Below are 23674 nucleotides of genomic sequence, written 5' to 3'. Positions count from 1 at the left end.
CGGCAGGAAGCCGCCACGGGTCGGGTGGCCGTCCGGCCCTAACATCGACATCGGAAACACCGGCTGCGCCAGGCACCAATGCACCGTGAACGGCGCGGCGTCGCCCTTTTTGGGCTCGCCGACCTCCTGGAACAGCGTCGCGCGCAGACCCATCACGAGCTGCGCGGTGACGATGTCGGTGGCCTCCGTGCTGCGGCCGATCCACTGCCTGAGATGATCGATGTCGAGCTTTTCGGTCATAACGCCTCGCTCTTGTTATGTCCTGGACGGACGTTCGCCGATGGCGGGCACGGCGCCATAGCTACGGGTTTCGCCGACGATGATCGGTGCCGGCGCGGGATAGCTGACGCGTCCCTGCGGCGTGTCAACCTCGATGCGGCGCAGATGCGGATGGTTGGTGAGATCGGCCATGGTGTTGACCTCGGCGAACGCAATGTCGGCGTCGGACAGCCGCTTCAGCAGCTCGTCACGCGTCATTCTGCCGAAGATGTCCGCAACGGTCTTGTCGGTGAAATCGCGGTTGCGCACGCGCTCGACCATGTTGGCGACGCGGGGATCGGCGGGCAGGTCCGGCTGATCAAGCACCTTCGCGCACAGCGTCTTCCACTCGCGCTCGCTCTGGATCGAGATCAGGATGTCCTTGCCGTCCTTCGAGGTGAACACGCCATAGGGCGCGATCGAGGGATGGCGCAGGCCCATGCGCTTGGGCGGGTTGCCGGCTTCGGAGTTGAGCAGCGGCACGGTGCACCAGTCCGCCATCACGTCGAACATGGAGATGCGGATGTCGGCGCCCTTGCCGGTGCGCCCGCGCGCGATCAGCGCTTCCAGGATCGCCGCATGCGCGGTGGCGCCGGTGGCGACATCAACGATCGACATGCCGACCCGCGAGGCGCCGTCAGGGTTGCCGGTGATCGAGGCAAGGCCGCTCTCGGCCTGGATCAGCAAATCATAGGCCTTGCGATGCGCGTAGGGGCCCTCGTCGCCATAGCCGGTGATGGTGCAGGAAATCAGCTTCGGATAGTCCTTCAGCAGCCGCTCGCGCGAAAAGCCGAGCTTGTCCATCGAGCCCGGCTTGAGGTTCTGGATCAGCACGTCGGCGCTCGCGATCAGCTTCTCCAGCTCGGCGCAGCCTTCCTTCGTTGCGAGATCGACCACCGCCGATTGCTTGCCGCGGTTGAGCCAGACGAAGTAGCTGCTCTGGCCCTTGGCCGCCGCGTCATAGCCGCGGGCGAAATCGCCTTCGGGCCGCTCGATCTTGATCACTTCCGCGCCCGCATCCGCCAGGCGCGAGGAGCAGAACGGTGCCGCCACCGCCTGCTCGACCGCAATCACCCTGATCCCGTCCAATGCTCCCATGGTGCGACCTCAGTACGAGCGCGGCATGCCGAGCACATGCTCGGCGACGAAGGACAGCACGAGGTTGGTCGAGATCGGGGCCACCTGGTAGAGCCGCGTCTCGCGGAACTTGCGCTCGACGTCGTATTCCTCGGCAAAGCCGAAGCCGCCATGGGTCTGGATGCAGGCATTTGCCGCTTCCCAGGACGCATCGGCCGCCAGCATCTTGGCCATGTTGGCCTCGGCGCCGCAGTCGAGCCCGGCCTCGTATTTGCGCGTGGCTTCCTTCACCATCAGCTCGGCTGCACGCATCGAGGCGTAGGCCTTGGCGATCGGGAACTGGATGCCTTGATTCTGGCCGATCGGCCGGCCGAAGACGCTGCGCTCCTTGGCGTAGTTCGTCGCTTTCGCGATGAACCACTTGGCGTCGCCGACGCATTCGGCCGCGATCAGGATGCGCTCGGCGTTCATGCCGGAGAGGATGTAGCGAAAGCCCTTGCCTTCCTCGCCGATCAGATTCTCCGCCGGCACCTTCATGTCGGTGAAGAAGACCTCGGTGGTGGCGTGGTTCATCATGGTGCGGATCGGGCGGATCTCGAGGCCGTTGTTCTTGGCCTCGCGCATGTCGACGATGAACACGGAGAGGCCATCGGTGCGCTTCTTGGCCTGCTCCTTCGGCGTGGTGCGCGCCAGCAGCACCATCAGGTCGGAATGCTCGGCGCGGCTGGTCCAGATCTTCTGGCCGTTGACGATGTAGCTGTCGTTGCCGTCCTTGCGCGCGAAGGTCTTCAGCGAGGAGGTGTCGGTGCCGCTGGTCGGCTCGGTGACGCCGAAGGCCTGCAGGCGCAACTCGCCGCTGGCGATCTTCGGCAGGTACTTTGCCTTCTGCTCGGCGTTGCCGTGCCGCAGCACCGTGCCCATCGTGTACATCTGGGCGTGGCAGCCGCCGCCGTTACAGCCCGCGCGCTGGATCTCTTCCAGGATCGCCGCGGCCGCCGACAGCTTCAGCCCCGCGCCGCCATATTCCTCGGGGATCAGCACCGAGAGATAGCCTGCCTCAGTCAGCGCATCGACGAAGGCCTTGGGGTAGGCCATCTCGCGATCGAGCTTGCGCCAATAATCGCCGGGAAACTGCGCGCACAGCTTGGCGACGGCTTCGCGGATGTCGGCGTGATCTTCGGTATGGTGTTCTTGACTCATGGCGTTTCCAATCATTAGCGGCAGTTAAGATAACGCCGGCCAACCCTCTGGCGTTGTGAAAACAACGCCAGCCCCCTATGCTCATTTGTTATAGCGTATGAAGTAGCCTTCCAGGATTGGCAAGCATGGATTTCCGGCAGCTCAGGACCTTCAGTTGCGTGGCGGAGCTCGGCAGCCTCTCCAAGGCGTCCGACACGTTGCGCGTGGCGCAGCCGGCGCTGAGCCGCCAGATCAAGCTCTTGGAACACGAGCTGCGCACCGAACTCTTCACCCGCAACGGCCGCGGCATGGTGCTGACCGAAGCCGGCCGGCTGCTGCTGTCGCGCACCTCCGGCATCGTGCGGCAGATCGACCAGATCCGCGACGACATCCAGTCGGCCAAGGGGCCGCCGTCCGGGCAAGTCGTGCTCGGCCTTGTTCCAACCGTGAGCTGCGTGCTGTCGGCGCGCTTTGCGCGGCGCTGCGTCGAAAAGTTTCCCGGCATCTCGCTGCGCATCGTCGAGAGCTACAGCGGCCACCTGGTTGAATGGCTGCATCGCGGCGAGATGGATCTCGCCATCCTCTACGGCCGCTCGGCCGATCTGCATCTCAATGTCGAGAGCCTCGGCCGCGATAACATCGTCGCCGTCGGCCCGCGCGGCTGCGGCCTCGCGCGCAAGAAGAGCGTCGATATCGGCTGGCTGTTGCGGCAACGGCTGGTGTTGCCCTCTCATTCGCACGGCCTCCGCGCGCTGATCGAGCACGCGGCCGCCCAGCGCAAGATCAAGCTCGACGTCCAGCTCGAGGCGGATTCGTTTCGCGTGCTGACGAGCCTGGTCGAGGAGGGCCTCGGCTTCGCGCTGCTGCCGCCCTCCTCGGTCCACGGCGAGGTCGCCGACGGACGGCTGGAAACCGCGCCCGTCTCGAAGCCGATGACGCGCGAGCTCATTTTCGCCTCTCCGATCGACCGCCCGGTCTCGACGGCCTCGCTCGCCGTCACCGCGCTGCTGCGCGAGGAGGTCGCCGCCTGCCGCAAGGAAGGCGTGTGGGACATCAAGTTGAGTTAGATGCCGTGTCGTAGAACAGTCGCGCGACGCCGTGTCTTCGCATCTGGTGCGAGCTGTCATGCCGAAATTTTATAGCTGGGCCTTGGGGGCTGCGCGTCTGACGCGCAAGTGTCTCCAAGAGCTCGTCATTGCGAGCGCAGCGAAGCAATTCAGGAATCCCTCAGCGGTGATAGTCTGGATTGCTTCGTCGCAAGAACTCCTCGCAATGACGGAGGATGGAGCTCAGGCCGGAATCCTTACCGGCAGCGTCTCATAGCCCTTGATGAAGCTGGAATAGATCCGCTTGGGCTCGCCGACCACTTCGATGCGGTCGAAGCGCTTCAGCATCTCCTCCCAGACGATCTTGAGCTGCAGCTCGGCAAGGCGCATGCCGACGCAGCGGTGGATGCCGAAGCCGAACGAAAGATGCGTGCGGGGCCGCGGGCGGTCGATGATGAACTCGTTCGGCCGCTCGAACATCTCCTCGTCGCGGTTGCCGGAGACGTACCACATCACCACGCGGTCGCCCTTCTTGATCTGCTTGCCGCCGATCTCGGTATCGGCAAGCGCCGTGCGCCGCATATGCGCCAGCGGCGTCTGCCAGCGGATCACCTCGGGCACCATGGAATCGATCAGCGCCGGATTCTTCCGCAGCATCTCGTACTGGTCCGGGTTCTCGTTCAGCGCCAGCACCGAGCCGGTCATGGTGTTGCGCGTGGTGTCGTTGCCGCCGACGATGAGCAGGATGATGTTGCCCATGAGATTGTCGGGGTCCATGTGGCGGGTGGCGTCGTTGTGCGCCATCAGCGACAGCAGATCGTTGCGCGGCGCGGAGTTGACGCGCTCGTTCCACAGCTTGGACATGTAGGCGTAGCACTCGTCCATCTCGCGGCGGCGCTCTTCGGCCGACGCAACGATGCCGCTCTTGGGCAGCGCGGTCGAGACGTCGGACCAGCGCGTCAGCTTGCGCCGCTCCTCCCAAGGGAAGTCGAACAGGGTCGCCAGCATCTGCGTCGTCAGCTCGATCGAGACGCGCTCGACAAAATTGAAGGTCTCGTTGCGCGGCAGATTGTCGAGCACTGTTTGCGAGCGCTGCCGGATCAGCTTTGCCAGCTCGTCCAGATGCGTCGGGGTGAACATCGGCGACACGGTCTTGCGCTGCGACGAATGAAGCGGCTGGTCCATCGCGATGAAGCTCGGATAGTCGTAGCCTTCCGGCACGTCGCGGATCGAGATACCGCCGAGCGTCGAGTCCGAGGAGAAGATGCCGTGATTGGTGTCGACATGCATGATGTCGTTGTATTTCACCACCGACCAATAGGGCTCGATCGGTGCGTTGGTGCAGTAATGCACCGGTTCTTCCTTGCGCAGCCGCTCGAACCACGGCCACATCGTGTCGTCCTGGAACAGCCTGGGCGCGCCGGGGTGGAATTGCGACAACGGCGTCGCATAGGCCTCCTCGCGGGCCCTGCGCATGCGTTCGGCCGCTTTAACCGGCGCTTGGATGTTCATCGTCGTGGCTCCAGTTGGTTCTTCTTCGCCTCTCCCTGTAAGAACAGGGAGAGGGAGTTAACTCACGCCGCAATCTTCACCGGCAGCTCTTCCAGGCCCTTCACAAAACTCGAATAGACCCGCTTCGGTTCGCCGACCACCTCGATATGGTCGAACCGCCTCAGGATCTCTTCCCAGATAATCTTGAGCTGGAGTTCGGCAAGCCTGAGGCCCACGCAGCGGTGGATGCCGAAGCCGAAGGACAGATGCGTGCGCGGGCGGGCGCGGTCGATGATGAAATCGTAGGGCTTGTCGATCGCCTCCTCGTCGCGGTTGCCCGAGACGTACCACATCACGACCTTGTCACCTGTCTTGATCTGCTTGCCGCGGAACTCGAAGTCGGAGAGCGCGGTGCGGCGCATATGCGCCAACGGCGTCTGCCAGCGGATCACCTCGGGCACGAAGCTGTCGAGCAAAGCGGGGTTTTCGCGCAGCTTGCGATATTGCTCCGGATGCTGGTTCAGCGCGTGCAGCGAGCCCGACATGGTGTTGCGCGTGGTGTCGTTGCCGCCGACGATCAAAAGCACGAGATTGCCGAGGAAGTTCTTTGCGTCCATGTCGCGCGTCGCGGCCCCATGCGCCATCATCGAGAGCAGGTCGCTCTTCGGCGGCTGCGCGATGCGTTCTTTCCAGAGGCGCGCGAAATAGCCGGCGCATTCGGTCAGCTCGACCTGACGCTCGTCCTCGGTGGCGACGAGACCGTCGGGCCCGGGGATCGTGGTGGCGATGTCCGACCAGCGCGTCAGCCTGCGGCGATCATCCCAGGGGAAGTCGAACAGCACCGCCAGCATCTGCGTGGTCAGCTCGATCGAGACGCGGTCGACCCAGTCGAACACCTCGCCGCGGGGCAGGTTGTCAAGGCACTCGGCCGAGCGCTTGCGGATGTTGAGCGCGAGATTGTCCAGATGGGTCGGCGTGAACATCGGCGCCACGGTCTTGCGCTGCGCCGCGTGGCGCGGCGGGTCCATCGAGATGAAGCTCTCGCGGCGCAGGTCCGGGTCGATGTCGCGGATGGTGATGCCGCCGAGCGAGGAGGCCGAGGAGAAAACCGAATGGTTGGTCTCGATCTCCATGATGTCATTGTAGCGCGTCACCGACCAGTACGGGCCGAACATCGAGTCCTTGCAATAGTGCACGGGATCTTCGCGGCGCAGGCGATCGAAATAGGGCCAGAATGTATCGGTCCTGAACAATTCCGGATCGCCCGGATTGAATTGCTCCAGCGGCAATGACGACGCGCGCTCGCGCAATGCGTCGAGCTTCGACGCGCTCTCGATGGTCCCATGCATGACCGTTCTCCCTGGCATGAACCGCGCGTTCTCGTTGAATTCTGCGCTGCGGTATTTGATTTGCAATTACAGCCGGTTGTCTGCGCCGGAGCAAGGGAGAGTTTTGTCACGTCCAACCTTTGCGGGAGGGGTGGGTGCCGTAGCCCGGCTGCAACGTGATCCCCCGCACACCGTTTGTCGTGAAATCATGCCAGAAACTGAGATCGAGGTAAATCGAACCCGGCTATGTTGGGAATCGACCAATCCCTGACCTATAGTTTGATTGCAATAGACCAGCATTCCGAGGTTGCCGTCGTGAACGACATGCAATGGACCCCCATCGGCTCACAGCCCATTCCACCGCCGCTGCCGCCCGCGGGGGTCGACTTCACCGGAAACCGCTCCGAGTTCCGCAAATTGGTCACCAAGGGTGCGATGCTGGAGCTCGTCACTTTCGGCTTCTACCGGTTCTGGCTCGTCACCGACATTCGCCGTCATCTGTGGGCGAACACCGCGGTGGACGGCGATGCCGCCGAATATACCGGCCGGGCCAAGGAGCTGCTGGTCGGCTTCCTGTTCGCGCTCGCGATCCTGGTGCCGATCTATCTCGCCTACTTCCTGATCGGCATCGAGTTCGAGCGCTGGCAGGGCTTTGCCTCGGTGCCGCTGTTCATCGGCTTCTACGCCTTCGGCCAGTTCGCGATTTTTCGCGCGCGGCGCTATCGGCTGACGCGTACGGTCTGGCGCGGCGTGCGGTTCTGGATGGACGGCTCCGGCTGGGCCTATTCGCTCCGCGCGATGCTGTGGGGCCTGCTCGTGTTCCTGACGCTCGGCCTGGCGCTGCCGTGGCGCGAGGCCGCGCTCGAACGTTACAAGATGCAGCACACCCATTACGGCGATCTCCGTGGTGATTTCGAGGGCGACGGCTGGACCTTCTTCAAGCGCGCCTGGTGGCTGTGGCTGCTCAGCCCGATCGCGCTGTTGATCTTCCCGCTCGCGCCGTTCTTCTACGCCGAATTCAAAGCGCGTGAGTGGCGCTGGTGGCTCGACGGCATCCGCATTGGCGGCGTCAGGCTGTCCTCGAACCTGCCTCATGATGCCTTCTACGGGCTGTACTGGAAGGTGATCGGCTGGTGGACGTTGCTGTCGATGGCTTTCTCTGCCTATCTCGGCGGCGGCGCCTTGCTCGTCGTCACGCTGAGCGGCGTTTCGGCCGATCAATTGTTCGGCTCCGACGATGCGGCCAAGAGCATCCCGATGGTGGTGATGATGGTGATCGGCTATTTCGCCCTGGCGCTCGCGATCAACATCGTCATGCGGGTCTATCTCCAGCGCGATCTCTGGGCCAAGGTGCTGGAGACCGTCAAGGTGCACAACATCGCGGCCGCCGCGGATGTGCGCGGCAGCGGCCAGCTCGCCAGCGCGCTCGGCGAAGGTTTTGCCGACGGACTCGATGTCGCGGGATTTTGAGCTGTGAGTGAGTTGTCCACCGAGGCCCCGGCGCAGGCCGTCAAGCCGACCATCTTCTTCGACGGCGTGTCGAGCCGCAGGCGTCAGGTGATGCTGACGCTCGGTGATGCCCTCGAGATCGTCGAGGAGGGCGGAACGCCCGTGCGCTGGGCCTATGCCGATATCCGTCGCGCGGACAGCCCGGCCGGAATTTTGCGCCTGGCCTCCACATCCGCGGCGTCCCTGGCGCGGCTCGAAATCCGCGATGCTGCGCTCGCAGCAGGCGTGATTGCTCGCTGCATGCGTCTCGACGAGCACCAGACCTCCCGGCGCGGTGTCGCCAAAATCGTCGGCTGGTCGGTGGCCGCCGCAATCTCCATCGTCTGCGTCGTGCTGTTCGGCGTGCCGCTCGTCGCTGACCGCCTCGCGCCGCTGGTGCCGAAGCCAGTCGAGCGGCGCATCGGCGATGCCGCCGAAGTGCAGATGAAAACCATCTTCGGCCGCAGCGTCTGCGAAGATCCCGCAGGCAAGGCCGCCTTCACGAAGCTCGTCAACCGGCTGCGCGATGCCGCAGGTCTCGACGATGATTCCATGACGGCGGGCGTGCTGCCGACGGCGGTGCCGAATGCGTTTGCATTGCCAGGCGGAAAGGTGTTCGTGTTGAAGGGCCTGCTCGACAAGGCCGAAAGCCCCGACGAGCTCGCCGGCATCCTCGCCCACGAGCTCGGCCATCTCAAGCATCACGACAATATGCGCGGGCTGATCTACAACGGCGGCACCTCGTTTCTGATCGGCCTGTTGTTCGGCGACGTCACCGGCTCGAGCGCGGTGATCTTCGCCTCGCGCAGTCTGGTCGAGGCCTCCTACTCGCGCGAGGCCGAGACCGCCGCCGATACGTTCGCGATCGAGGTCATGCACAAGCTCGGCCGCTCGCCGAAGCCCGCGGCCGAGCTGATGTTCCGCGTCACCGGCAAGGAAGGCGGCTCCACGCTCACGACGATCCTCGCCAGTCACCCCCTGACCGAGGACCGCCTCGCCCGCATGACCAGGGAAGACCGCCCCGCCAGTGGCCCGCCGCTGTTGACGGACAAGGAGTGGCAGGCGCTGAAGGGCGTTTGCGGCAGCGGGAAGGTGTGAGCCTGCTTATCTCGTCCCGTAAGCACGGTCGCCGGCGTCGCCGAGGCCTGGCAAGATAAAACCGTTCTCGTCGAGGCCTTCGTCCACCGCGGCCGTCCAGATCGGCACGTCCGGATGCAAGCCGCGCAGCCGCTCGAGTCCTTCCGGAGCGGCGATCAGGCAGGCGAGGCGGATGTCCCTGGCGCCGCGCTCCTTCAGCCGGTCGATGGCGGCGACCGTTGTGTTGGCGGTCGCGACCACCGGCGTCACCACGATGGCGAGGCGCTCGCTGAGATCGGACGGCGATTTGAAGAAATATTCGACCGCGGCAAAGCTGTGCGGCTCGCGATAGAGCCCGATATGGGCGACGCGCGCGGTCGGCACCAGGTCCATCATGCCGTCGACGAAGGTGGTGCCGGCGCGCAGCATCGGCACGAACACCAGCTTCTTGCCGGCGATCTTGGCCGAGTGCATCGTCGCCAGCGGCGTCTCGATGACGGTATCGGCGAGCGGCAAATCGCGCGTCACCTCGTAGCACAGGAGCATGCCGATCTCCTTGATCAGCTCCCTGAACGATTTTGTCGAGATGGATTTGTCCCGCACCAGCGTCAGCTTGTGCTGCACCAGCGGATGATCGACGATCGTGACGCCTTCCATGATGGGTTGCTCCTGAAATTCATCGAGTCGTCATTGCGAGCGCAGCGAAGCAATCCAGAGTCCCGCCGCGGACATATTCTGGATTGCTTCGCTGCGCTCGCAATGACGCGCGTGGTCGCAAATCTTTGTCATGCTTTAGAACACCGTACCGTCGCTGATCACCTTGAGCGGCGGCGAGCCATCGGGACGGCGTGAAAAGGCAATGCTGCGGCCGGCGGCCCAGGTGCCGCCTTCGAGAATGCTGGCGAGCGGTAATGTCTCGCGCGTGCGGCCGAGTTTTGCGCGGATGCGCTCCGCCAGCCTGTCGAGCAGTGCGACCGTCAGCGCGCGCCATTCCACGACGAGCAGCGAATCCACCGCATGCGCGCGCTCGGCGTCCGCGGCATCGCGCAGCCGCAGCACCCCGTGATCAACGAACAGGCCGCCATTGCGGTATTCGGCAAGCCCAGTGAGGCCGTCGATGTCGGTAACGACAAATCCGGCGCGCTGCAGCGGCTCGATCAGCGAATAGCTTAGCCATTGCGACAGCTTGTGCAGGGGCACGAGGCCCTCCGTCGCGTCGTTCGCCTTGATCGCTGGATGGCGCCAGCAATCGCCCAGCGGGACGCCCGCGAGCTCGAGCCGCGATGGCCAGATCGGTCCGAGCTGGTTCAGCACCGCCGACAGAATGGCGGGCGCAGCGACAGTGCCGCCGACGGCCTGCGCGGCGATGTGATCGAACAGGCCGCCCGGCCGTGGCGTGTCATGCAGGCCGAACACGTCAGCGCGCTCCGTCACCAGCCTGCCCAGGCGCCGCAGCAGATCGGTTCGCCCTTCGAGCCCGAGCAGCGGATTGGCCGCGCTCACCTGAAATGCCGCCGTAAGCCCGGCGAGCGGCAGTTGAGCGAGCACGTCTGCATCGGCCCTCAAGGGCGAGCCGGCATCGCGCGAAAAAAGACCGTTCGCGAACATGTCGAGGCTGGCGATCGCGAGCCCCTCGGACCGGCCGATGCTTTTACCGCTGATCGCGTCGCGATATCGCCACGCCGCACCAGCGCCGGCATCGAGCAGCACGCTGACGATGGCAAGGTCGAACTCGGCCCGCGCCCGCGCCGCGCGATCCGGCAACGAGGCTACATTCGCAAGGCCCGCCCAGCGGTCGACGCCCTCAATCACAAAGTGCCGCCATCGTGCGTGGAAGGGCACGTCCAGCGCCGGATAGGCTTTTCGCGTGACCGCGAGCACGGCCTCCGCAACGCCATCCATGCGGTCGAGATCAACAATGAAATGGCTCAAGCCGCCGGCGAGGCCGATATCGAGCATCTCGCCGGCCCGCGCGCGAACTGCTGCTGCGGTGAGCAGCGCGCGCGCCTGTCGTTCCAAAGCCTCCGCCATCGCGCGATCAGTATTTTTCCAGTGAGCGGCCGACCACGCCGTCCACGTCCTTCTCGGGCGCGATGTCGGTCGAGTAATAGCCGGCGGCCTTCTTGGCCGCGATCTCGACATAGGCGTCGGCCGGGATCAGCTCCGGCGGGATCGGCACACGCTCGACGATGTCGATGCCCTGCGAGGTCAGCGCGTCGTATTTCATGTCGCTCATGGACAGGAAGCGGTCGATGCGCTTCAAGCCGAGCCAGTGGATCGTGTCCGGCATCAATTGCTGGAAGCGCGCGTCCTGCACGCCGGCGACGCATTCGGTCCGTTCGAAATAGGCCGCGGCCGCATCGCCGTCCTCCTGGCGCTTGCGCGCGTTGTAGACCAGGAATTTGGTGACCTCGCCGAGCGCGCGGCCCTCTTTCCGATTGTAGACGACGAGCCCGAGCCCGCCCTCCTGCGCGCCGCGCGCGGATTCCTCGATGCCGTGGATCAGATAGGGCCGGCAGGTGCAGATGTCGGAGCCGAACACGTCGGAGCCGTTGCATTCGTCATGCACGCGGCAGGTGATTTTTGTGCGATGGTCCGGCAGTTTTGTCACATCGCCGAACATGTAGACGGTGGTGCCGCCGATCGGCGGCAGGAACACCTTCATGTCCGGCCGCGTCACGAGCTCGGGGAACATGCCGGCGGTCTGCTCGAACAGCGTGCGCCGCAGCTCGGTCTCGCCGGTGCCGAAGCGCGCCGCAAGGCCGGGCAGGTACCAGACCGGATCGATCGCGATCTTCACCACGGAGACGCTGCCATTGGCGTGCACGACCTCGCCGTCGGCGCGCAGCCGTTTTGCAGCGAGTGCCTCGCGGATCTCCGGCAGGTCGAGCCGCGCCCGCGTCACCGCGATGCTCGGCCGGATGTCGACACCCTCCGCAATGTCCTTGCCGAAATTCTCGGCGACGAGATGTCCCCACGGATCGAGCGCGACGATCTTTGCCGGATCTTGCCACTGCTCGAACGGGCCGATGGTCGCGGCCGGAAACGTGTTGGTGAGATCGGGCCGCCGGATCGGATCGAGCGCGCCGGCGGAGACCGCGAGCGCGCGGTACATCGCATAGGACCCGCCATGGCTGCCGATCACGTTGCGATCCCCAGCGCGTGAGACCGTGCCGATGATCGGCCCCCGTGCGCGCGCGTCCGCAGCGCCCCAGTGAATCGGGAAGGCGGCCTTGCCGCCCGGCTCCGGATGCGAGGTCAGGCGGATGTGGTCGGTACGGTTCGCGCGGCTCATGACCAAACTCCCAAAAAGCCAACGGCCCGCCGCTCGGACGGGCCTGGCTCGGTCGCGTTGCCGACGCGGAACACCGGCGACGCAAGCTCAATCCAACATATTGTAGCGGCAAGGCACGACAGACAAGTTAATCGTACGGGGCGGTCCAAAGGCCCGTTTCAGCCGCCGCCCCGATCGGCGAACGACGCCAGAACGCTCTCTATATCTATGTAATTGTTCGAATTTTTGAAGGGGCCGGCGGCGCCTTCGCCGTCCAAACAGGTGACTGGATAAAACCTGATTATTCGGACATATCGACCGGATCGGCTCTGCCCCGGAGACTCCCATGCCCGCCAGCTACATCGATCCCCGCAACGGACAGCTCTATTCCCTTGACCAGCCGCGCTGGTGCTCGGACGAGCGCACGCCGCTGCTGGTGACGCCCGGGGCAGGGATTTCGCGCGAGGACATCGAGCTCCGTACGCGCTCGCTCTGGCGTTACCGGGCGGCGCTGCCGGTCGAGATCAAAAATCCGATCACGCTCGGCGAAGGCTGCACGCCGCTGGTGCAGCAGGACTGGGGCGAGTTGCGCCCGTTGTTCAAGCTCGAATGGTTCAATCCGACCGGCAGCTTCAAGGACCGCGGCTCCGCCGTGATGCTGTCCTTCCTGCGGCAGATCGGCATCTCAGCCATCCTGGAAGACTCGTCCGGCAATGGCGGCTCGTCGATGGCGGGGCTGGGCGCTGCCGGCGGCATGCGCGTGAAGATTCTGGCGCCGGCTTCGACCTCGCCGGCCAAGATCGCGCAGGTGCGTGCCTACGGCGCCGCGGTGCAGCTTGTCGAGGGACCGCGCGAGGAGTCGGAGGCCGAGGCCATCCGTCAGTCGAGCCAGACCTTTTATGCCAGCCACAATTGGCAGCCGTTCTTTCTCGAAGGCACCAAGTCGCTCGCCTATGAGATCTGGGAGGACTTCGGCTTTCGCGCGCCCGACAACGTCATCGTTCCCGTCGGCGCCGGCAGCAGTCTCTTGGGCTGCGCCTTCGGCTTCCGCGAGCTGCGCAAGGCCGGTCAGATCGCAAAGCTGCCGCGCCTGTTCGCGGCGCAGCCGCTCAATTGCTCGCCAATCGACGCCAGCTTCAAGGCCGGCGCCGATACGCCCGTCGCGCGCGAGGTCAGCAAGACCATCGCCGAAGGCACCGCGATCAAGAATCCCCTGCGCCTGCGCGAGATCATAGGCGCCTTGCGCGAGAGCGGCGGCGGCACCGTCGCGCTCACCGAAGATGAGATCGTTGCCGCGCTGCGGCGTCTTGCACGACAAGGCCTGTTCGCCGAGCCGACCAGCGCCAGCGCGGCGGCGGCGTTGGACAAGCTCTCCGCCACCGGGGCCATCAAGGCGAGCGAGACCACGGTCGCGGTGCTCACCGGCACGGGCTTGAAGGCCGCGACGACCGTGGCCGATCTGGTGCAGTAGGTGCAGTAGGATGGGTAGAGCGCAGCGAAACCCATCAGCTTCGCGGCCGTCGCAGCAGTTGCTTGATGGGTTTCGCTGCGCTCTACCCATCCTACGACGTCAGCGTTTGGAGGATCGCCTCACTCCTTCAAATCATTCACCTGCTTCACCCACGTCCGCACGTCAGCAAGCACGGCGGGCAGCACCGCCTTCACCTCCGCCACGGTCATGCCCGCCTTGATGCGGGGGTCGTACAGCAGATTCAGGATGTACTGATCGTAGACGTCGAAATAGCCCATCGAGACATTGTCGTTGAACATGGTCCAGGGCACGCTCGCGGTGTCGTTGATGGGCCCAAGCGATTGCAGCAGCTCCTCATAGGCGCAGTCGAGGAAGGTGAAGTCGCCGTTGTCGACGGTGAGGATGACGTCGGAATGCTCGATCTCGAAATTGTCGTTCTTGCGGAAGCCGGACAGGCATTGCGGGTCGAGCGAGGTGCGGATCTCGCGCGCCTTCTCCGCGCCGTAGAAGCTCGAGATGGTGCGGAAGAGATCGCGGTCGCGCACCAGCTTTACGCGCACATTCGCCGCTTCGTTGGTATCGATCATGGCGATGTCGAGATGCTGCACGCGCTTGCCGATGTCGGCCACGACCTTTGCGAGCTGCGCCTTGCGGTCAGTGCGGTCGCTCTCGGCGAACACGCGCACCGGTCCGTCGAACTTGCGGATGCGATCGACGCGTCCGGCGAGATGATATTCGGCGCCGAACGCCGTCTTCAGGAAGCCGTCGACGATCTCGCCGTCGGTAAAACTCTTCTTCTCGGCGCGCTGACGCGAGGAGATCGCGGGCAATTCGCCCGCGGCGGCCATGGTAGCGGTGTCAGGCACCAATGTGAGCGCGGCGAGCGCCAGGAGGGCGATGCGAAGGCCAGGCGCGGGCGAGTGGAGTGCGCTCATCGTCGCCCGACGCTGCCGCATTCGCATCGCGCACACAAGTCCGCAAATTCACGCGCCAACGGGTTCCCGTAGCTTTCAAGCACGGTGCCGTAGGGTGGACAAAGGCGCGAAAGCGCCGTGCCCACCATCTCTCGACAACAGCCACCGATCGGTGGGCACGCTTCGCTTTGCCCACCCTACGGCAGTTCGCTCGGGTCTAGTTGTTCAGCACCACCACCGTGGTACCGACTGCGACGCGGCTATAGAGGTCCGTCACGTCGTCATTGGTCATGCGGAAGCAGCCCGAGGAGACCGCCTGGCCGATCGTCTCCGGCTCGTTGGAGCCGTGGATGCGGTAGAGGGTCGAGCCCAGATACATCGCGCGCGCGCCGAGCGGATTGTCGACGCCGCCCTTCATGTGGCGCGGCAGGTCGGGCCGGCGGGCCAGCATTTGCGAGGGCGGCGTCCAGTCCGGCCATTCCTTCTTGGCGGTGATCCTGTGGACCCCGCCCCAGCGGAAGCCGTCACGGCCGACGCCGATGCCGTAGCGCAGCGCCTGGCCGTTCTGGAGCACCAGATACAGCCGCCGCTCGCTGGTGTTCACCACGACCGTGCCGGGCGCGTAATTGCCGTTATACATGACGGTGGTGCGGGGAACCGGATTGGCGCCGGAACGGAAGAAGTTCGGGCCGCCGCCCATGATGTCGCGCGAGTCGAACTCTTCGGCGACCGCGCCGCCCGCCGTGGCCGACAGCAGTGCGATGGCGGCAATCGGCGCGGCAAAAAACCGGATCATTGTATCCCCCAGCAAAAAATCGATTCAACAAAGGCCACAGGCCATATTTGCGGGCTTTTCGCAAGCCACGGCCCCGTGAGGTCCTTCCCTGGCAAAACAGGCCATGCTCCACGATTGGCGTTACCAAATCGGCAACTACAATTTGCCGAAAAACATTAGCCAAACCGGCGCATCGTCGCGCGGGGCAGGGCCGCGATGCCGCCTCTTGCTTTGACGGAACGCGCGAACAATGATTGATCGAACGGATATTTGGACATGGCCGGTTGCGGGAGCCTCTGATGAACGGTGCGGAAAGCCTGGTGCGGACGATGGTCAAGGGTGGGGTGGATGTCTGCTTCACCAATCCAGGCACCTCCGAGATGCATTTTGTCGCAGCGCTCGATCGCGTCCCCGGCATGCGCTGCGTGCTCGGCCTGTTCGAGGGCGTGGTGACGGGCGCTGCCGACGGCTATTACCGCATGAAGGGTACGCCGGCCTCGACCCTGCTGCATCTCGGCCCTGGTCTCGCCAACGGCCTTGCCAACCTGCACAACGCCAAGAAGGCGAATTCCGGCATCGTCAACATCGTCGGCCAGCACGCCGTCTACCACATCGACTACAACGCGCCGCTGACCTCCGACATCGAGGGCCTGGCCCGGCCGATGTCGTCCTGGGTCCGGACCTCGCCGAACTCCAAATCAGTTGCCGCTGACGGCGCCGCGGCGATCGCCGCCGCCAAGAGCGCACCGGGGCAGATCGCGACGCTGATCCTGCCCGCCGACACCGCCTGGAACGAGGCCGACGGCATCGCTGAGGTGCCTGCCGAGCAGCAGCGCGCCAGCTACTCGCCGCAGGCGGTCGAGCAGGCCGCAAAGATCCTGCACGGCGACGGCGAGGGCACGCTCTTGCTGATGACCGGCAGCGCGCTGAGCGAGCACGGCCTGGCTCTGGCTGAGCGCATCGCCGCCAAGACCGGCTGCACCGTGATGGGCCCGACCTTCCGTCCGAAGATGGCACGTGGCCGCGGCCGCTACTCGATCGATCGCATCCATTACGTGATCGAGAACGCGCTGCCGATGCTGGCGAAGTTTCGTCACATCGTACTGATCGAGTCCGACGATCCCGTCGCGTTCTTCGCCTATCCGAACAAGCCGAGCATGCTCAAGCCCGACGGCTGCGACGTCCATCGCATGACTTCCTGGGGCGAGAATTCGGTCGCAGCGCTCGAAGCGCTCGCCGGTGCCGTGAAGGCCAGTGCCAAGGACGTCAAGCCGCAGGCGTTGGCTGAACTGGTCAAGCCGACCGGCGCGCTCACCTTCGCCTCGATCGCGCAGGCGATCGCCTGTGCCATCCCTGAAAACGCGATCATGGTCGACGAATCCCTGACCACTGGCCGCGGCTTCTTCCCGCCGACGGCGGCGGCCGCCCCGCACGACTGGCTGCAGAACATGGGCGGCTCGATCGGCTTCTCGACGCCGCTCTCGATCGGCGCGGCGATCGCCTGCCCCGACCGCAAGGTCATCACCATGGTGGGCGACGGCAGCGCGATGTACACGATCCAGTCGCTGTGGACGCAGGCGCGCGAGAACCTCAACATCGTCACCATCGTGTTCGCCAACCGCATCTACCAGATCCTGCGCGGCGAGTTCGACAATGTCGGCGCCGGCGAGCCCGGCCAGCGCGCCAACGACATGCTCCGGCTCGACCGTCCGACGCTGGATTTCGTCGCGCTGGCCAAGGGCATGGGCGTGCCCGGCCGCGCCGTCACCAATGCCGGCGAGTTCAACAAGGCGCTGGCCGAAGCCGTCGTCGAGCCCGGACCGCGGCTGATCGAAGTCCAGATGTAATTCTGACTGGTCGCGCCTCATGTAGCCCGGATGGAGCGCAGCGTAATCCGGGACGCCGTGCGTTTTGCGAGAACCCGGATTGCGCTACGCTCCATCCGGGCTACTCACGACTGCGTCCGGAGGCAAAATGCAGACCGAGCTGAGCAAGGTGATCGCGGCGCTCCGGGACTTCTACGCCCACGAAGCCTTCCTGTTCGAGAAGGACATCGGCGAGCGCGCGGTCACGCACCGCTTCGCCGTGCACCTGGAGAAGCAGTTTTCCGGCTGGTCGGTCGACTGCAACTACGATCGGCTCGGCGAGCGCACGCTGCATCTGCCGCACGGCACCATCATCTCGACCGACGACCATCTGGGAAAGTCGATCTATCCTGACGTCGCCGTGCATCAGCGCGAGATCCCGAACAATCTGCTCACGGTCGAGATCCGCAAGGCGAGCAATCACACGCCGCTCGAGCACGACCAGCACAAGCTGCGGGCGCTGACCGACGTGCATGTCTGGTTTCCGTATTGGATCGGCGTGCTGCTGGTGCTGGACAAGGACCAGGTGACGATGTCGGAGGTCTATGTCAGCGGGCTCGTCGACGAGGCGCAGTCGCGCTGGTTCGCGACGCGGCTGGCGGAGATCGGGCTCGGCGCCGCGCAGTAGCGCGTGTTCTCATACGGGTCAGATTTCGAGGACAAAGCGGAAGTCCCTCCACCCGGACAGCCTCGACCGCTCGTGCGAGCAGAAGCTCAGTTACGAGTGCGCTCGCCGCCGCGTTCGCGCGGAGCTTTTTCAATCAAGTCCGCATGTTCCTTGTTGCAGCTCCTCGGTTGCGCAACGGAGCCACATGCCAATGTGCGAAAGCGAACAGAGCTCATTGCCGAATTTTCCTAGACTGTGGGCGCTTGGTCTTCCCCAAGGTCCAAGCACCTCCAGCGGCCCCGGCCTCCACACCCTCAGAAGCCCCCACGGCCGGGGCCGTCATTGGCAATCATCGAAGTTCGGCCTGACCTCACCGCCGCGGTGCCGCAATCGGTGCAGACGAAGCGCGCCTCGATATCAGACAGCCGCCACCTCAATGCCTCCCGCGATGTCGCTCATCTACGCGCTCGCGACAGTTCAGTAGGAACTGCAGCCTCGCCACCGCATTTTCGGCTTGCACAGTTTTCCCGGTTGTCGGGCGGAGCCTCTTGCGTGTCGTAGGGCCTACAATGGATGCTGATGATCGCACGGCTGTTTTGAAACAGCGTTTCGACTGGCTTCTTTCCGAGTTTTCAGAGTTGGAAGACTTGCGAACTCGCGTGAGCGCAGCCGAGCGTATTGCAAGACGGTCGGAACCTCGAGCGGGAACCGGACGAGGCAATTTGCCAAACGACTAAACAGAATAATGATCGGCAAGCTCGAATCCACGCTGGCGTGGCCACCATGGAAATGACAGCTGGAACCTGATCCGTGGGCCGCAGGTGTGCGACGAGATGTCCCAGCGGCATTGAACCTTAGAGCCGCGCTGACAACGCCTTCCCGCACGACGTATGAAATCAGCGCTCCCTCGCCGAACGGCTGCAGAGTTATCGAGCCGGGACGCGGATATCCGATCAAGCGGTCAACCCAATACGCGCGGTGGCCTTCCGAGCCGGCGACGGTTTTGCTGCCCCGCAGCCGCAGCAAATCACGGCATCTTCACTGTGCATCGCCAAGATCGTCTCGATCTAGTGGACCTGCGATAACGCACTCATGCGCCCAAGTAACATTTGCTACATAGGTAACAGATCAACCTGACCAATTGGGTAACGCAATTCTCGCTTCGCTCAGGCCTGTTTTGCTGGGGCTGTGGCGGCGCGCGCGTCGTGCGCGCACACCGCCGTTTCGTCAGTGATAGTAGGGCTGCGAATACGCGTACCGCGGATTGATGCCGCAATAGGCTGATGTGCCGGAGGCGCTCGCCGCGCATTGCTGGTAGCTCGCGAACTGGCAGTTGCCGGGATAGCCCCAGCTGCGGCCCTGCAGGCAGTATCGGTCGCTGGCGGCCTGGGCCGGAGCCGCCGACAACGAGGCGGCGATCAAGGTTGCGAACGATGCAAGCGTGAGGATGGTGCGGCGCATTTCGGTCTCCTTCGATTGTGGGGTGGAACGCCGGGCCTCGGCGTTCCCGTGGCCTAGTCTGACGCACGGTCATGCTGTGTTGGTCTCCGCGACGCCGGATGCGTTCGAGGCGAGGTACATCGTGACGCAGCCGGCCGCGAGCAATGTGATCTCGGCCACAGTTCTCATGCAGGATCAGACCTAGTGTTGACAGACTTGCACGCGTCGATGCCGCAGGCCTAGGTTTGGCCTGGTTCGGGTCAGGCAATTTTGGAGGTTCTGATGCAAAAGTCATGCTTGCTGGCCGCGACAGCGGCACTGGCGCTCATCATGCAAACATCGCTCGCGTTGGCCCAGACCGCGCCCGCAGCCGGCGGAACCGCGGCGCCTGCGGCGACCAGCACTGCGCCGGCAGCGACGACGGCACCGGCTGCGACCACCGACAGCTCCAGCCAGCCGACCGACACCAAGAAGAGCGCGTCGAAGAAGCCGGCGAAGAAAAAGATGACGCGGCAGCAGGAGATCGATCACTCGGTCGACAGCGGCACCGTGCCCGCGCGCTATCGCAGCTCGGTGCCCAAGCAGTACCAGCAATATATTCCGTTCGATAAGCAATAGCCGATCGCATGGCGGCGTGACGTGATCAGCCGTTGCGCCGCCGGCACCTTCGAGCGACACGCCATCGAAGGGCGGCCCGGGCCGGGCGGTTTCCGACCTCACATCCCCGGTGGCGGTCTGGGAGAGCAGTGCTAGACTAGGCCGAAGCCCGGGGGGAATGATGAGCGACGACGTGAAGGATGCTGGCCTTGTGGCCATGATCAGCAGCATCCTTGGAGGCAACAAGCGCGCAGACAGTGTTGCACCGCCGCCGCTCGCCGAGGGGCCGCCGACAGTGCCCTTGAACGGGGCGGAAGCGGTTGCGGCGCCCATCGCCGAGGCGGCCTCGACCCGGCAGGAGGATATGCCCAACGCTGCGCCGGCGGCCGTAGAGCCGGTCGAGCAGCCCGCGAAAATTATCACGACGCGGGATGGCAGACAGCTGCTGCCTGCGGAAGCGATCGCCGATCTCGTGCTGGGTGAGCTGCGCAAGCTGGAGAATTTTCCGGCAACCGGCGCCTCGGTCACGGTCTATGGCTACCGGCATTGGAACGCGATGATCACCTTCGCGCCGTTTTCGACCAATTTCCAGAATGCAACACGGTTCCGCCAGGCCATGCCGGATATCGTCTTCAAGCTCCGTCGTTTCGTCGAACTTGAGATATAGTCTGGCTCGATCACCGGCGGCGGAACACGCCCGCGCTGGCAGCCAAGACAGTTCGACAGGATTCCAAATTGAGCGTCGCCTTTACCAAGGAAGAAAGCGCCGAGACCGCGTCCGAGACGCTGTTGCCGGATCGCCCGATCTCGCCGCATCCGAACTTCGTGACGGAAAAGGGCCTGCAGGCGTTGCAGACGCAGCTGGCGGAAGCCCGCGCGGCCTATGAAGCCGCGCAAGCCATCGAGGACGTCAACGAAAAGCGCCGGCAGTCGGCCGTGCCCTTGCGCGACGCCCGCTATCTGACGGAACGCCTGCGCACCGCGCAGCTCGTCTCTGATCCGACGTCGACGGATATCGTTGCCTTCGGCAGCACCGTGACCTTCAGCCGCGCTGACGGCCGCGTGCAGACCTATCGCATCGTCGGCGAGGACGAAGCCGACCCGAAGGCGGGGACGATCTCGTTCGTCGCGCCGGTGGCGAAGTCGCTGATGGGCAAGGCAGTCGGCGACGTCGCGGGCTCAGGCGCGCAGGAGATCGAGATTCTGGCAATCGCGTAGCGCGTGCAGGGCCGGAGCGAGGATTGCGCGGCAAAGGGCGCTATCGACAGGAGCAATCCCATTCACCTAAAGCATGATCCGCAACAGCGCGAGGCCGTCGTCTCCGCCAAACAAAGCTTGATGGTTGGATGAGACGGTTTCTGTCGGGAGCGTTGCCGTTCTACGCGCTGGCTGGACTGGCCATGTGCATGTACCTCGTCCTGTACAGGACGAGCCTGTTCGACCTGAACGCGATCGTCCATGGCGCGACCGGGTCGGCATGGTTTCCGGCCTTCATGTTCGTCTGCGTGCTGCTGGAAGCGGTCTTCCCATATTTCGGCTATTTTCCCGGCACCGCCCTCATCCTGATGTCCGTGGCGCTCAATCCAAAGGCCGTGGATGGCCCTGTCTTCATCGTGGCGTGGCTCGCCATCATCCTGGGCGCCGTTCTCAGCTACGGACAGGCTCGTTTCTTCAGGCCGTTCCTGCAGCGGGTGGCCTCGAAAGGGGCTCTGCGCCGATGCGAGTCCTTGTTTGACGCCTACGGTCCTTATGCGCGCATTGCCCTGTTCGTTCATCCCAACGCCTGCGCGATGTATTTCACGGCGCTCGGACTGCTCGGCCGCAGCCTGACGCGCGAGCTCGCCTATCTCTGCGTGGGTGCAGCGGCCGCTGTGGGCATTCTGTTCGTCATCGTCACCAGGCTCGTGTCGTCCGTCGGTCCCACCGATGACGGCGAATTGCAGGTGCTGCTGGCAGCCGCACTGGTCGGCATCGGGACGCTGGTCGGTCTCTACACGGCGTGGCGGCCACAGCGGGCGGTGTGAAGCCTGCTCCGTGATTGTGCGCTACACCTCCGGCAGCTCAACGCCCGTCAGCTTGCTCAATTGACCGATGAGCGCGTCCTGAAATGTCGGGTCGGTCGCCTCGCTGGCCGGCTGCTGCTGTTCGAGATGATGCCAATAGCGCCCCGTCACCAAGGCAGCGGGCTCCTGGCTCACCGCGAGCCAGGTTTGCGTCCGCTGTCCGGTGTCGATGTCGACCGGCGCGCCCGCGCCGCCCATCTTCGTGCGCACCCAGCCGGGATCGACGGCGTTGCTGAGGACCTTGGGCCATCGCCGCGCCAGCGCGAAAGCCAGCGCGACCACGTGCAGCTTGCTCTCGGCATAGGCCCTGGCCGCATCCCAAGCCCGCCTGGTCCAGTCGAGATCGTCGAGCGAACCCTCTCCACCCCTGTGCAATCCGCTGCTGAGATACACGAGCCGACCGGGCCGCTCGATCAGCGCCGTCAGCATGTACGGTGCCAGCGTGTTGATGGCGAGCGTTTCGGCATGGCCTTCCGGCGTCGCGCCACGGCCGGGCCGCGTGTAGACGCCGGCGTTGTGGATGATCGCATCCATGCGCCCGATCGCATTGACCTGATCGGCGATATCCCTCGTCTCGGCCGCACTCTTGAGATCGCCGACCACGATCCCCTGGACACGCGACCTCAGCTCGCCGAGCGCGTCGATGCGATCGGCCGAGCGCGCGTGCAGCACCACGCGATGTCCCTGATCAAGCAGCGATTGCGCCGCCGCGCGGCCGAGGCCATCGGTGCTCCCGGTGATGAAGATGGTCGCCATGCGCTACTCCTGGCCAATGTCTCGGCGCGCGGTCTTTGGCGCCTGCTCGTCACTTCCGATACCTGCCCCTCGAACCAAGGTCACGGCGCTCAACACTTAGTCTTGAGCTGCGTTCCGTGAAACGCCGCATCGGCAGCCGGAGGCATGTGTGAGCAAGGTCAAAACGCCGCAGGAAAAGAAGCGATTGAGCTACGAGCAGGACCGGCGCAACACTTATGGAGAAAATCAGAAAAGCAGCCGGAAGAACATTCCGCGCAGCAAGCAGCGCTCGCACCAGGACGAGCGCCGCGCCATCCGGCAGGCTCTGATCCCTGCGCAAGGGGATGTTCTGGACGAAGTCGCCGACGAAGCGCACTCGGAGGTCTTGCGCACAGGTCGGATCAAGAAGCTCAGGTCATTTCGCAAATCGCCGGATCGTCCGCTAGGCGAAGTCATCGCGCGACGATTGCGTCGGCGGACGGGCGAGAAAATTGTCGGATAGCGCGGTGCCTGCCCGCGCTCACAGTGATAGCCGCGACGATCCTTCTTGCCTCATATCCGAGAGGCCAATTCGGGGAAGCCGCAACCCTTTGATCCGACTGACGTCGGCTACTGTGCATGGGGTTGTTTTCGACGTTCTTGATCGGCCGGCTGTCCCAGGCCTGGTGATCGTCCGCAGCGGCTGGGTTCAGGAAAATGAATGGTGGGCGCACAAGGGATCGAACCTTGGACCTCTCCCGTGTGAAGGGAACGCTCTCCCGCTGAGCTATGCGCCCGGGACCATCATGCAGACGGCCGGACCTTGTCGGCCGGCCGGCGCATCGGAGCCCGCGATTTAGAAGTGCGGGCTCGAGGTGTCAAGTTTCCAGGCGCCGCGGGGCCGGAAAACCTTGGCCCCCCGCACGTAATTGGCGACGGAAGCCGGATTTTTGGCCGCTTACGCGCCCTGCTGGCGGGCGCGGGAGGCGTGGGCCTGCAGCGCCCGGATG

General features: G+C 64.6%; 22 protein-coding genes, 1 tRNA gene and 1 pseudogene. 11 read left to right on the top strand and 13 right to left on the bottom strand.

Annotation, left to right across the window (positions count from 1 at the left end; genetic code table 11):
* The 3 genes and pseudogenes from MOV74_RS09325 to MOV74_RS09315 form a co-directional block, all read right to left on the bottom strand.
* Nucleotides 1–240, bottom strand: a pseudogene (locus MOV74_RS09325) (protein dehydratase); the annotation flags it as partial.
* A 15-nt stretch (nt 241–255) separates the two neighbouring features.
* The gene (locus tag MOV74_RS09320; protein WP_246920540.1) at nt 256–1356 is read right to left on the bottom strand and encodes a CaiB/BaiF CoA-transferase family protein; all 1101 of its coding nucleotides are present in this window, start codon (nt 1354–1356) and stop codon (nt 256–258) included.
* Nucleotides 1357–1365: 9 nt separating this feature from the next.
* Nucleotides 1366–2535, bottom strand: a complete 1170-nt coding sequence (locus MOV74_RS09315; protein WP_246920537.1) for an acyl-CoA dehydrogenase family protein — start codon at nt 2533–2535, stop codon at nt 1366–1368.
* 125 nt (nt 2536–2660) lie between these two features.
* On the opposite strand from MOV74_RS09315, the gene MOV74_RS09310 reads away from it, so the two are divergent.
* Nucleotides 2661–3581, top strand: coding sequence for a LysR substrate-binding domain-containing protein (locus tag MOV74_RS09310; RefSeq protein WP_246920534.1), 921 nt, complete (start codon nt 2661–2663; stop codon nt 3579–3581).
* Between the two features lie 222 nt (nt 3582–3803).
* On the opposite strand, the gene MOV74_RS09305 is transcribed toward MOV74_RS09310, so the two are convergent.
* Both MOV74_RS09305 and MOV74_RS09300 read right to left on the bottom strand, forming a co-directional pair.
* Nucleotides 3804–5072: a cytochrome P450 gene (locus tag MOV74_RS09305; protein WP_246920530.1), complete on the bottom strand. Its 1269-nt coding sequence runs from the start codon at nt 5070–5072 to the stop codon at nt 3804–3806.
* A 62-nt stretch (nt 5073–5134) separates the two neighbouring features.
* A complete protein-coding gene (locus MOV74_RS09300; protein ID WP_246920527.1) occupies nt 5135–6400 on the bottom strand; it encodes a cytochrome P450 in 1266 nt (421 codons plus the stop codon).
* A gap of 303 nt (nt 6401–6703) precedes the next feature.
* Here MOV74_RS09300 and MOV74_RS09295 point away from each other — a divergent pair, with 303 nt between their 5' ends.
* Entirely contained in the window at nt 6704–7849 is a 1146-nt protein-coding gene (locus MOV74_RS09295) for a YjgN family protein (RefSeq protein ID WP_246920542.1), read from the top strand.
* A 3-nt stretch (nt 7850–7852) separates the two neighbouring features.
* Nucleotides 7853–8965 (top strand): M48 family metallopeptidase, encoded by a 1113-nt coding sequence (locus tag MOV74_RS09290; RefSeq protein WP_246920524.1) that lies wholly within the window; start codon nt 7853–7855, stop codon nt 8963–8965.
* A gap of 6 nt (nt 8966–8971) precedes the next feature.
* Here MOV74_RS09290 and upp read toward each other — a convergent pair whose 3' ends face one another.
* From upp to MOV74_RS09275, 3 genes are all read right to left on the bottom strand, one after another.
* Nucleotides 8972–9601 (bottom strand): uracil phosphoribosyltransferase, encoded by a 630-nt coding sequence (upp, locus tag MOV74_RS09285; protein WP_246920521.1) that lies wholly within the window; start codon nt 9599–9601, stop codon nt 8972–8974.
* A gap of 135 nt (nt 9602–9736) precedes the next feature.
* Nucleotides 9737–10975, bottom strand: coding sequence for a URC4/urg3 family protein (locus tag MOV74_RS09280; protein ID WP_246920519.1), 1239 nt, complete (start codon nt 10973–10975; stop codon nt 9737–9739).
* 7 nt (nt 10976–10982) lie between these two features.
* Nucleotides 10983–12239: a GTP cyclohydrolase II gene (locus MOV74_RS09275; protein ID WP_246920517.1), complete on the bottom strand. Its 1257-nt coding sequence runs from the start codon at nt 12237–12239 to the stop codon at nt 10983–10985.
* 325 nt (nt 12240–12564) lie between these two features.
* Between MOV74_RS09275 and MOV74_RS09270 the strand changes: the two genes are divergently transcribed.
* Nucleotides 12565–13689 (top strand): threonine synthase, encoded by a 1125-nt coding sequence (locus MOV74_RS09270; RefSeq protein ID WP_246920515.1) that lies wholly within the window; start codon nt 12565–12567, stop codon nt 13687–13689.
* A 119-nt stretch (nt 13690–13808) separates the two neighbouring features.
* On the opposite strand, the gene MOV74_RS09265 is transcribed toward MOV74_RS09270, so the two are convergent.
* The gene (locus tag MOV74_RS09265) at nt 13809–14624 is read right to left on the bottom strand and encodes a DUF2927 domain-containing protein (protein ID WP_246920512.1); all 816 of its coding nucleotides are present in this window, start codon (nt 14622–14624) and stop codon (nt 13809–13811) included.
* A gap of 196 nt (nt 14625–14820) precedes the next feature.
* On the bottom strand, nt 14821–15399 hold the full coding sequence (locus MOV74_RS09260; protein ID WP_246920503.1) for a L,D-transpeptidase: 579 nt from the start codon (nt 15397–15399) through the stop codon (nt 14821–14823).
* Between the two features lie 278 nt (nt 15400–15677).
* On the opposite strand from MOV74_RS09260, the gene MOV74_RS09255 reads away from it, so the two are divergent.
* Nucleotides 15678–17225 carry an acetolactate synthase large subunit gene (locus MOV74_RS09255; RefSeq protein WP_246920501.1) on the top strand — a complete coding sequence of 516 codons (1548 nt, stop codon included), beginning with the start codon at nt 15678–15680 and terminating at the stop codon, nt 17223–17225.
* 127 nt (nt 17226–17352) lie between these two features.
* Nucleotides 17353–17871: a hypothetical protein gene (locus MOV74_RS09250; protein ID WP_246920499.1), complete on the top strand. Its 519-nt coding sequence runs from the start codon at nt 17353–17355 to the stop codon at nt 17869–17871.
* A gap of 1206 nt (nt 17872–19077) precedes the next feature.
* Here the strand turns inward: MOV74_RS09250 and MOV74_RS09245 are convergent.
* Nucleotides 19078–19311, bottom strand: a complete 234-nt coding sequence (locus MOV74_RS09245; protein WP_246920490.1) for a DUF3551 domain-containing protein — start codon at nt 19309–19311, stop codon at nt 19078–19080.
* A gap of 261 nt (nt 19312–19572) precedes the next feature.
* Here MOV74_RS09245 and MOV74_RS09240 point away from each other — a divergent pair, with 261 nt between their 5' ends.
* The 4 genes from MOV74_RS09240 to MOV74_RS09225 all read left to right on the top strand — a co-directional run bounded on the left by MOV74_RS09240 (nt 19573) and on the right by MOV74_RS09225 (nt 21911).
* Nucleotides 19573–19908 carry a hypothetical protein gene (locus MOV74_RS09240; protein ID WP_246920487.1) on the top strand — a complete coding sequence of 112 codons (336 nt, stop codon included), beginning with the start codon at nt 19573–19575 and terminating at the stop codon, nt 19906–19908.
* 160 nt (nt 19909–20068) lie between these two features.
* The gene (locus MOV74_RS09235) at nt 20069–20554 is read left to right on the top strand and encodes a hypothetical protein (RefSeq protein ID WP_246920484.1); all 486 of its coding nucleotides are present in this window, start codon (nt 20069–20071) and stop codon (nt 20552–20554) included.
* 68 nt (nt 20555–20622) lie between these two features.
* Entirely contained in the window at nt 20623–21105 is a 483-nt protein-coding gene (gene greA, locus MOV74_RS09230; RefSeq protein ID WP_246920481.1) for a transcription elongation factor GreA, read from the top strand.
* Nucleotides 21106–21233: 128 nt separating this feature from the next.
* Nucleotides 21234–21911: a hypothetical protein gene (locus MOV74_RS09225; RefSeq protein WP_246920478.1), complete on the top strand. Its 678-nt coding sequence runs from the start codon at nt 21234–21236 to the stop codon at nt 21909–21911.
* 21 nt (nt 21912–21932) lie between these two features.
* Here the strand turns inward: MOV74_RS09225 and MOV74_RS09220 are convergent, their stop codons facing one another.
* A complete protein-coding gene (locus tag MOV74_RS09220) occupies nt 21933–22706 on the bottom strand; it encodes an SDR family NAD(P)-dependent oxidoreductase (protein WP_246920475.1) in 774 nt (257 codons plus the stop codon).
* A 148-nt stretch (nt 22707–22854) separates the two neighbouring features.
* On the opposite strand from MOV74_RS09220, the gene MOV74_RS09215 reads away from it, so the two are divergent.
* Nucleotides 22855–23187 (top strand): hypothetical protein, encoded by a 333-nt coding sequence (locus MOV74_RS09215; RefSeq protein WP_246920472.1) that lies wholly within the window; start codon nt 22855–22857, stop codon nt 23185–23187.
* A gap of 199 nt (nt 23188–23386) precedes the next feature.
* Here MOV74_RS09215 and MOV74_RS09210 read toward each other — a convergent pair.
* A tRNA-Val gene (locus MOV74_RS09210) sits at nt 23387–23461 on the bottom strand.
* Nucleotides 23462–23674 lie beyond the last annotated feature (213 nt).

Origin of the sequence: Bradyrhizobium sp. SHOUNA76, assembly GCF_023006445.1 — a bacterium.
Taxonomy (GTDB): Bacteria; Pseudomonadota; Alphaproteobacteria; order Rhizobiales; family Xanthobacteraceae; genus Bradyrhizobium.
The sequence above is the reverse complement of the archived record's forward strand: the minus strand, read 5'-3'. Positions and strand labels throughout refer to the sequence as shown.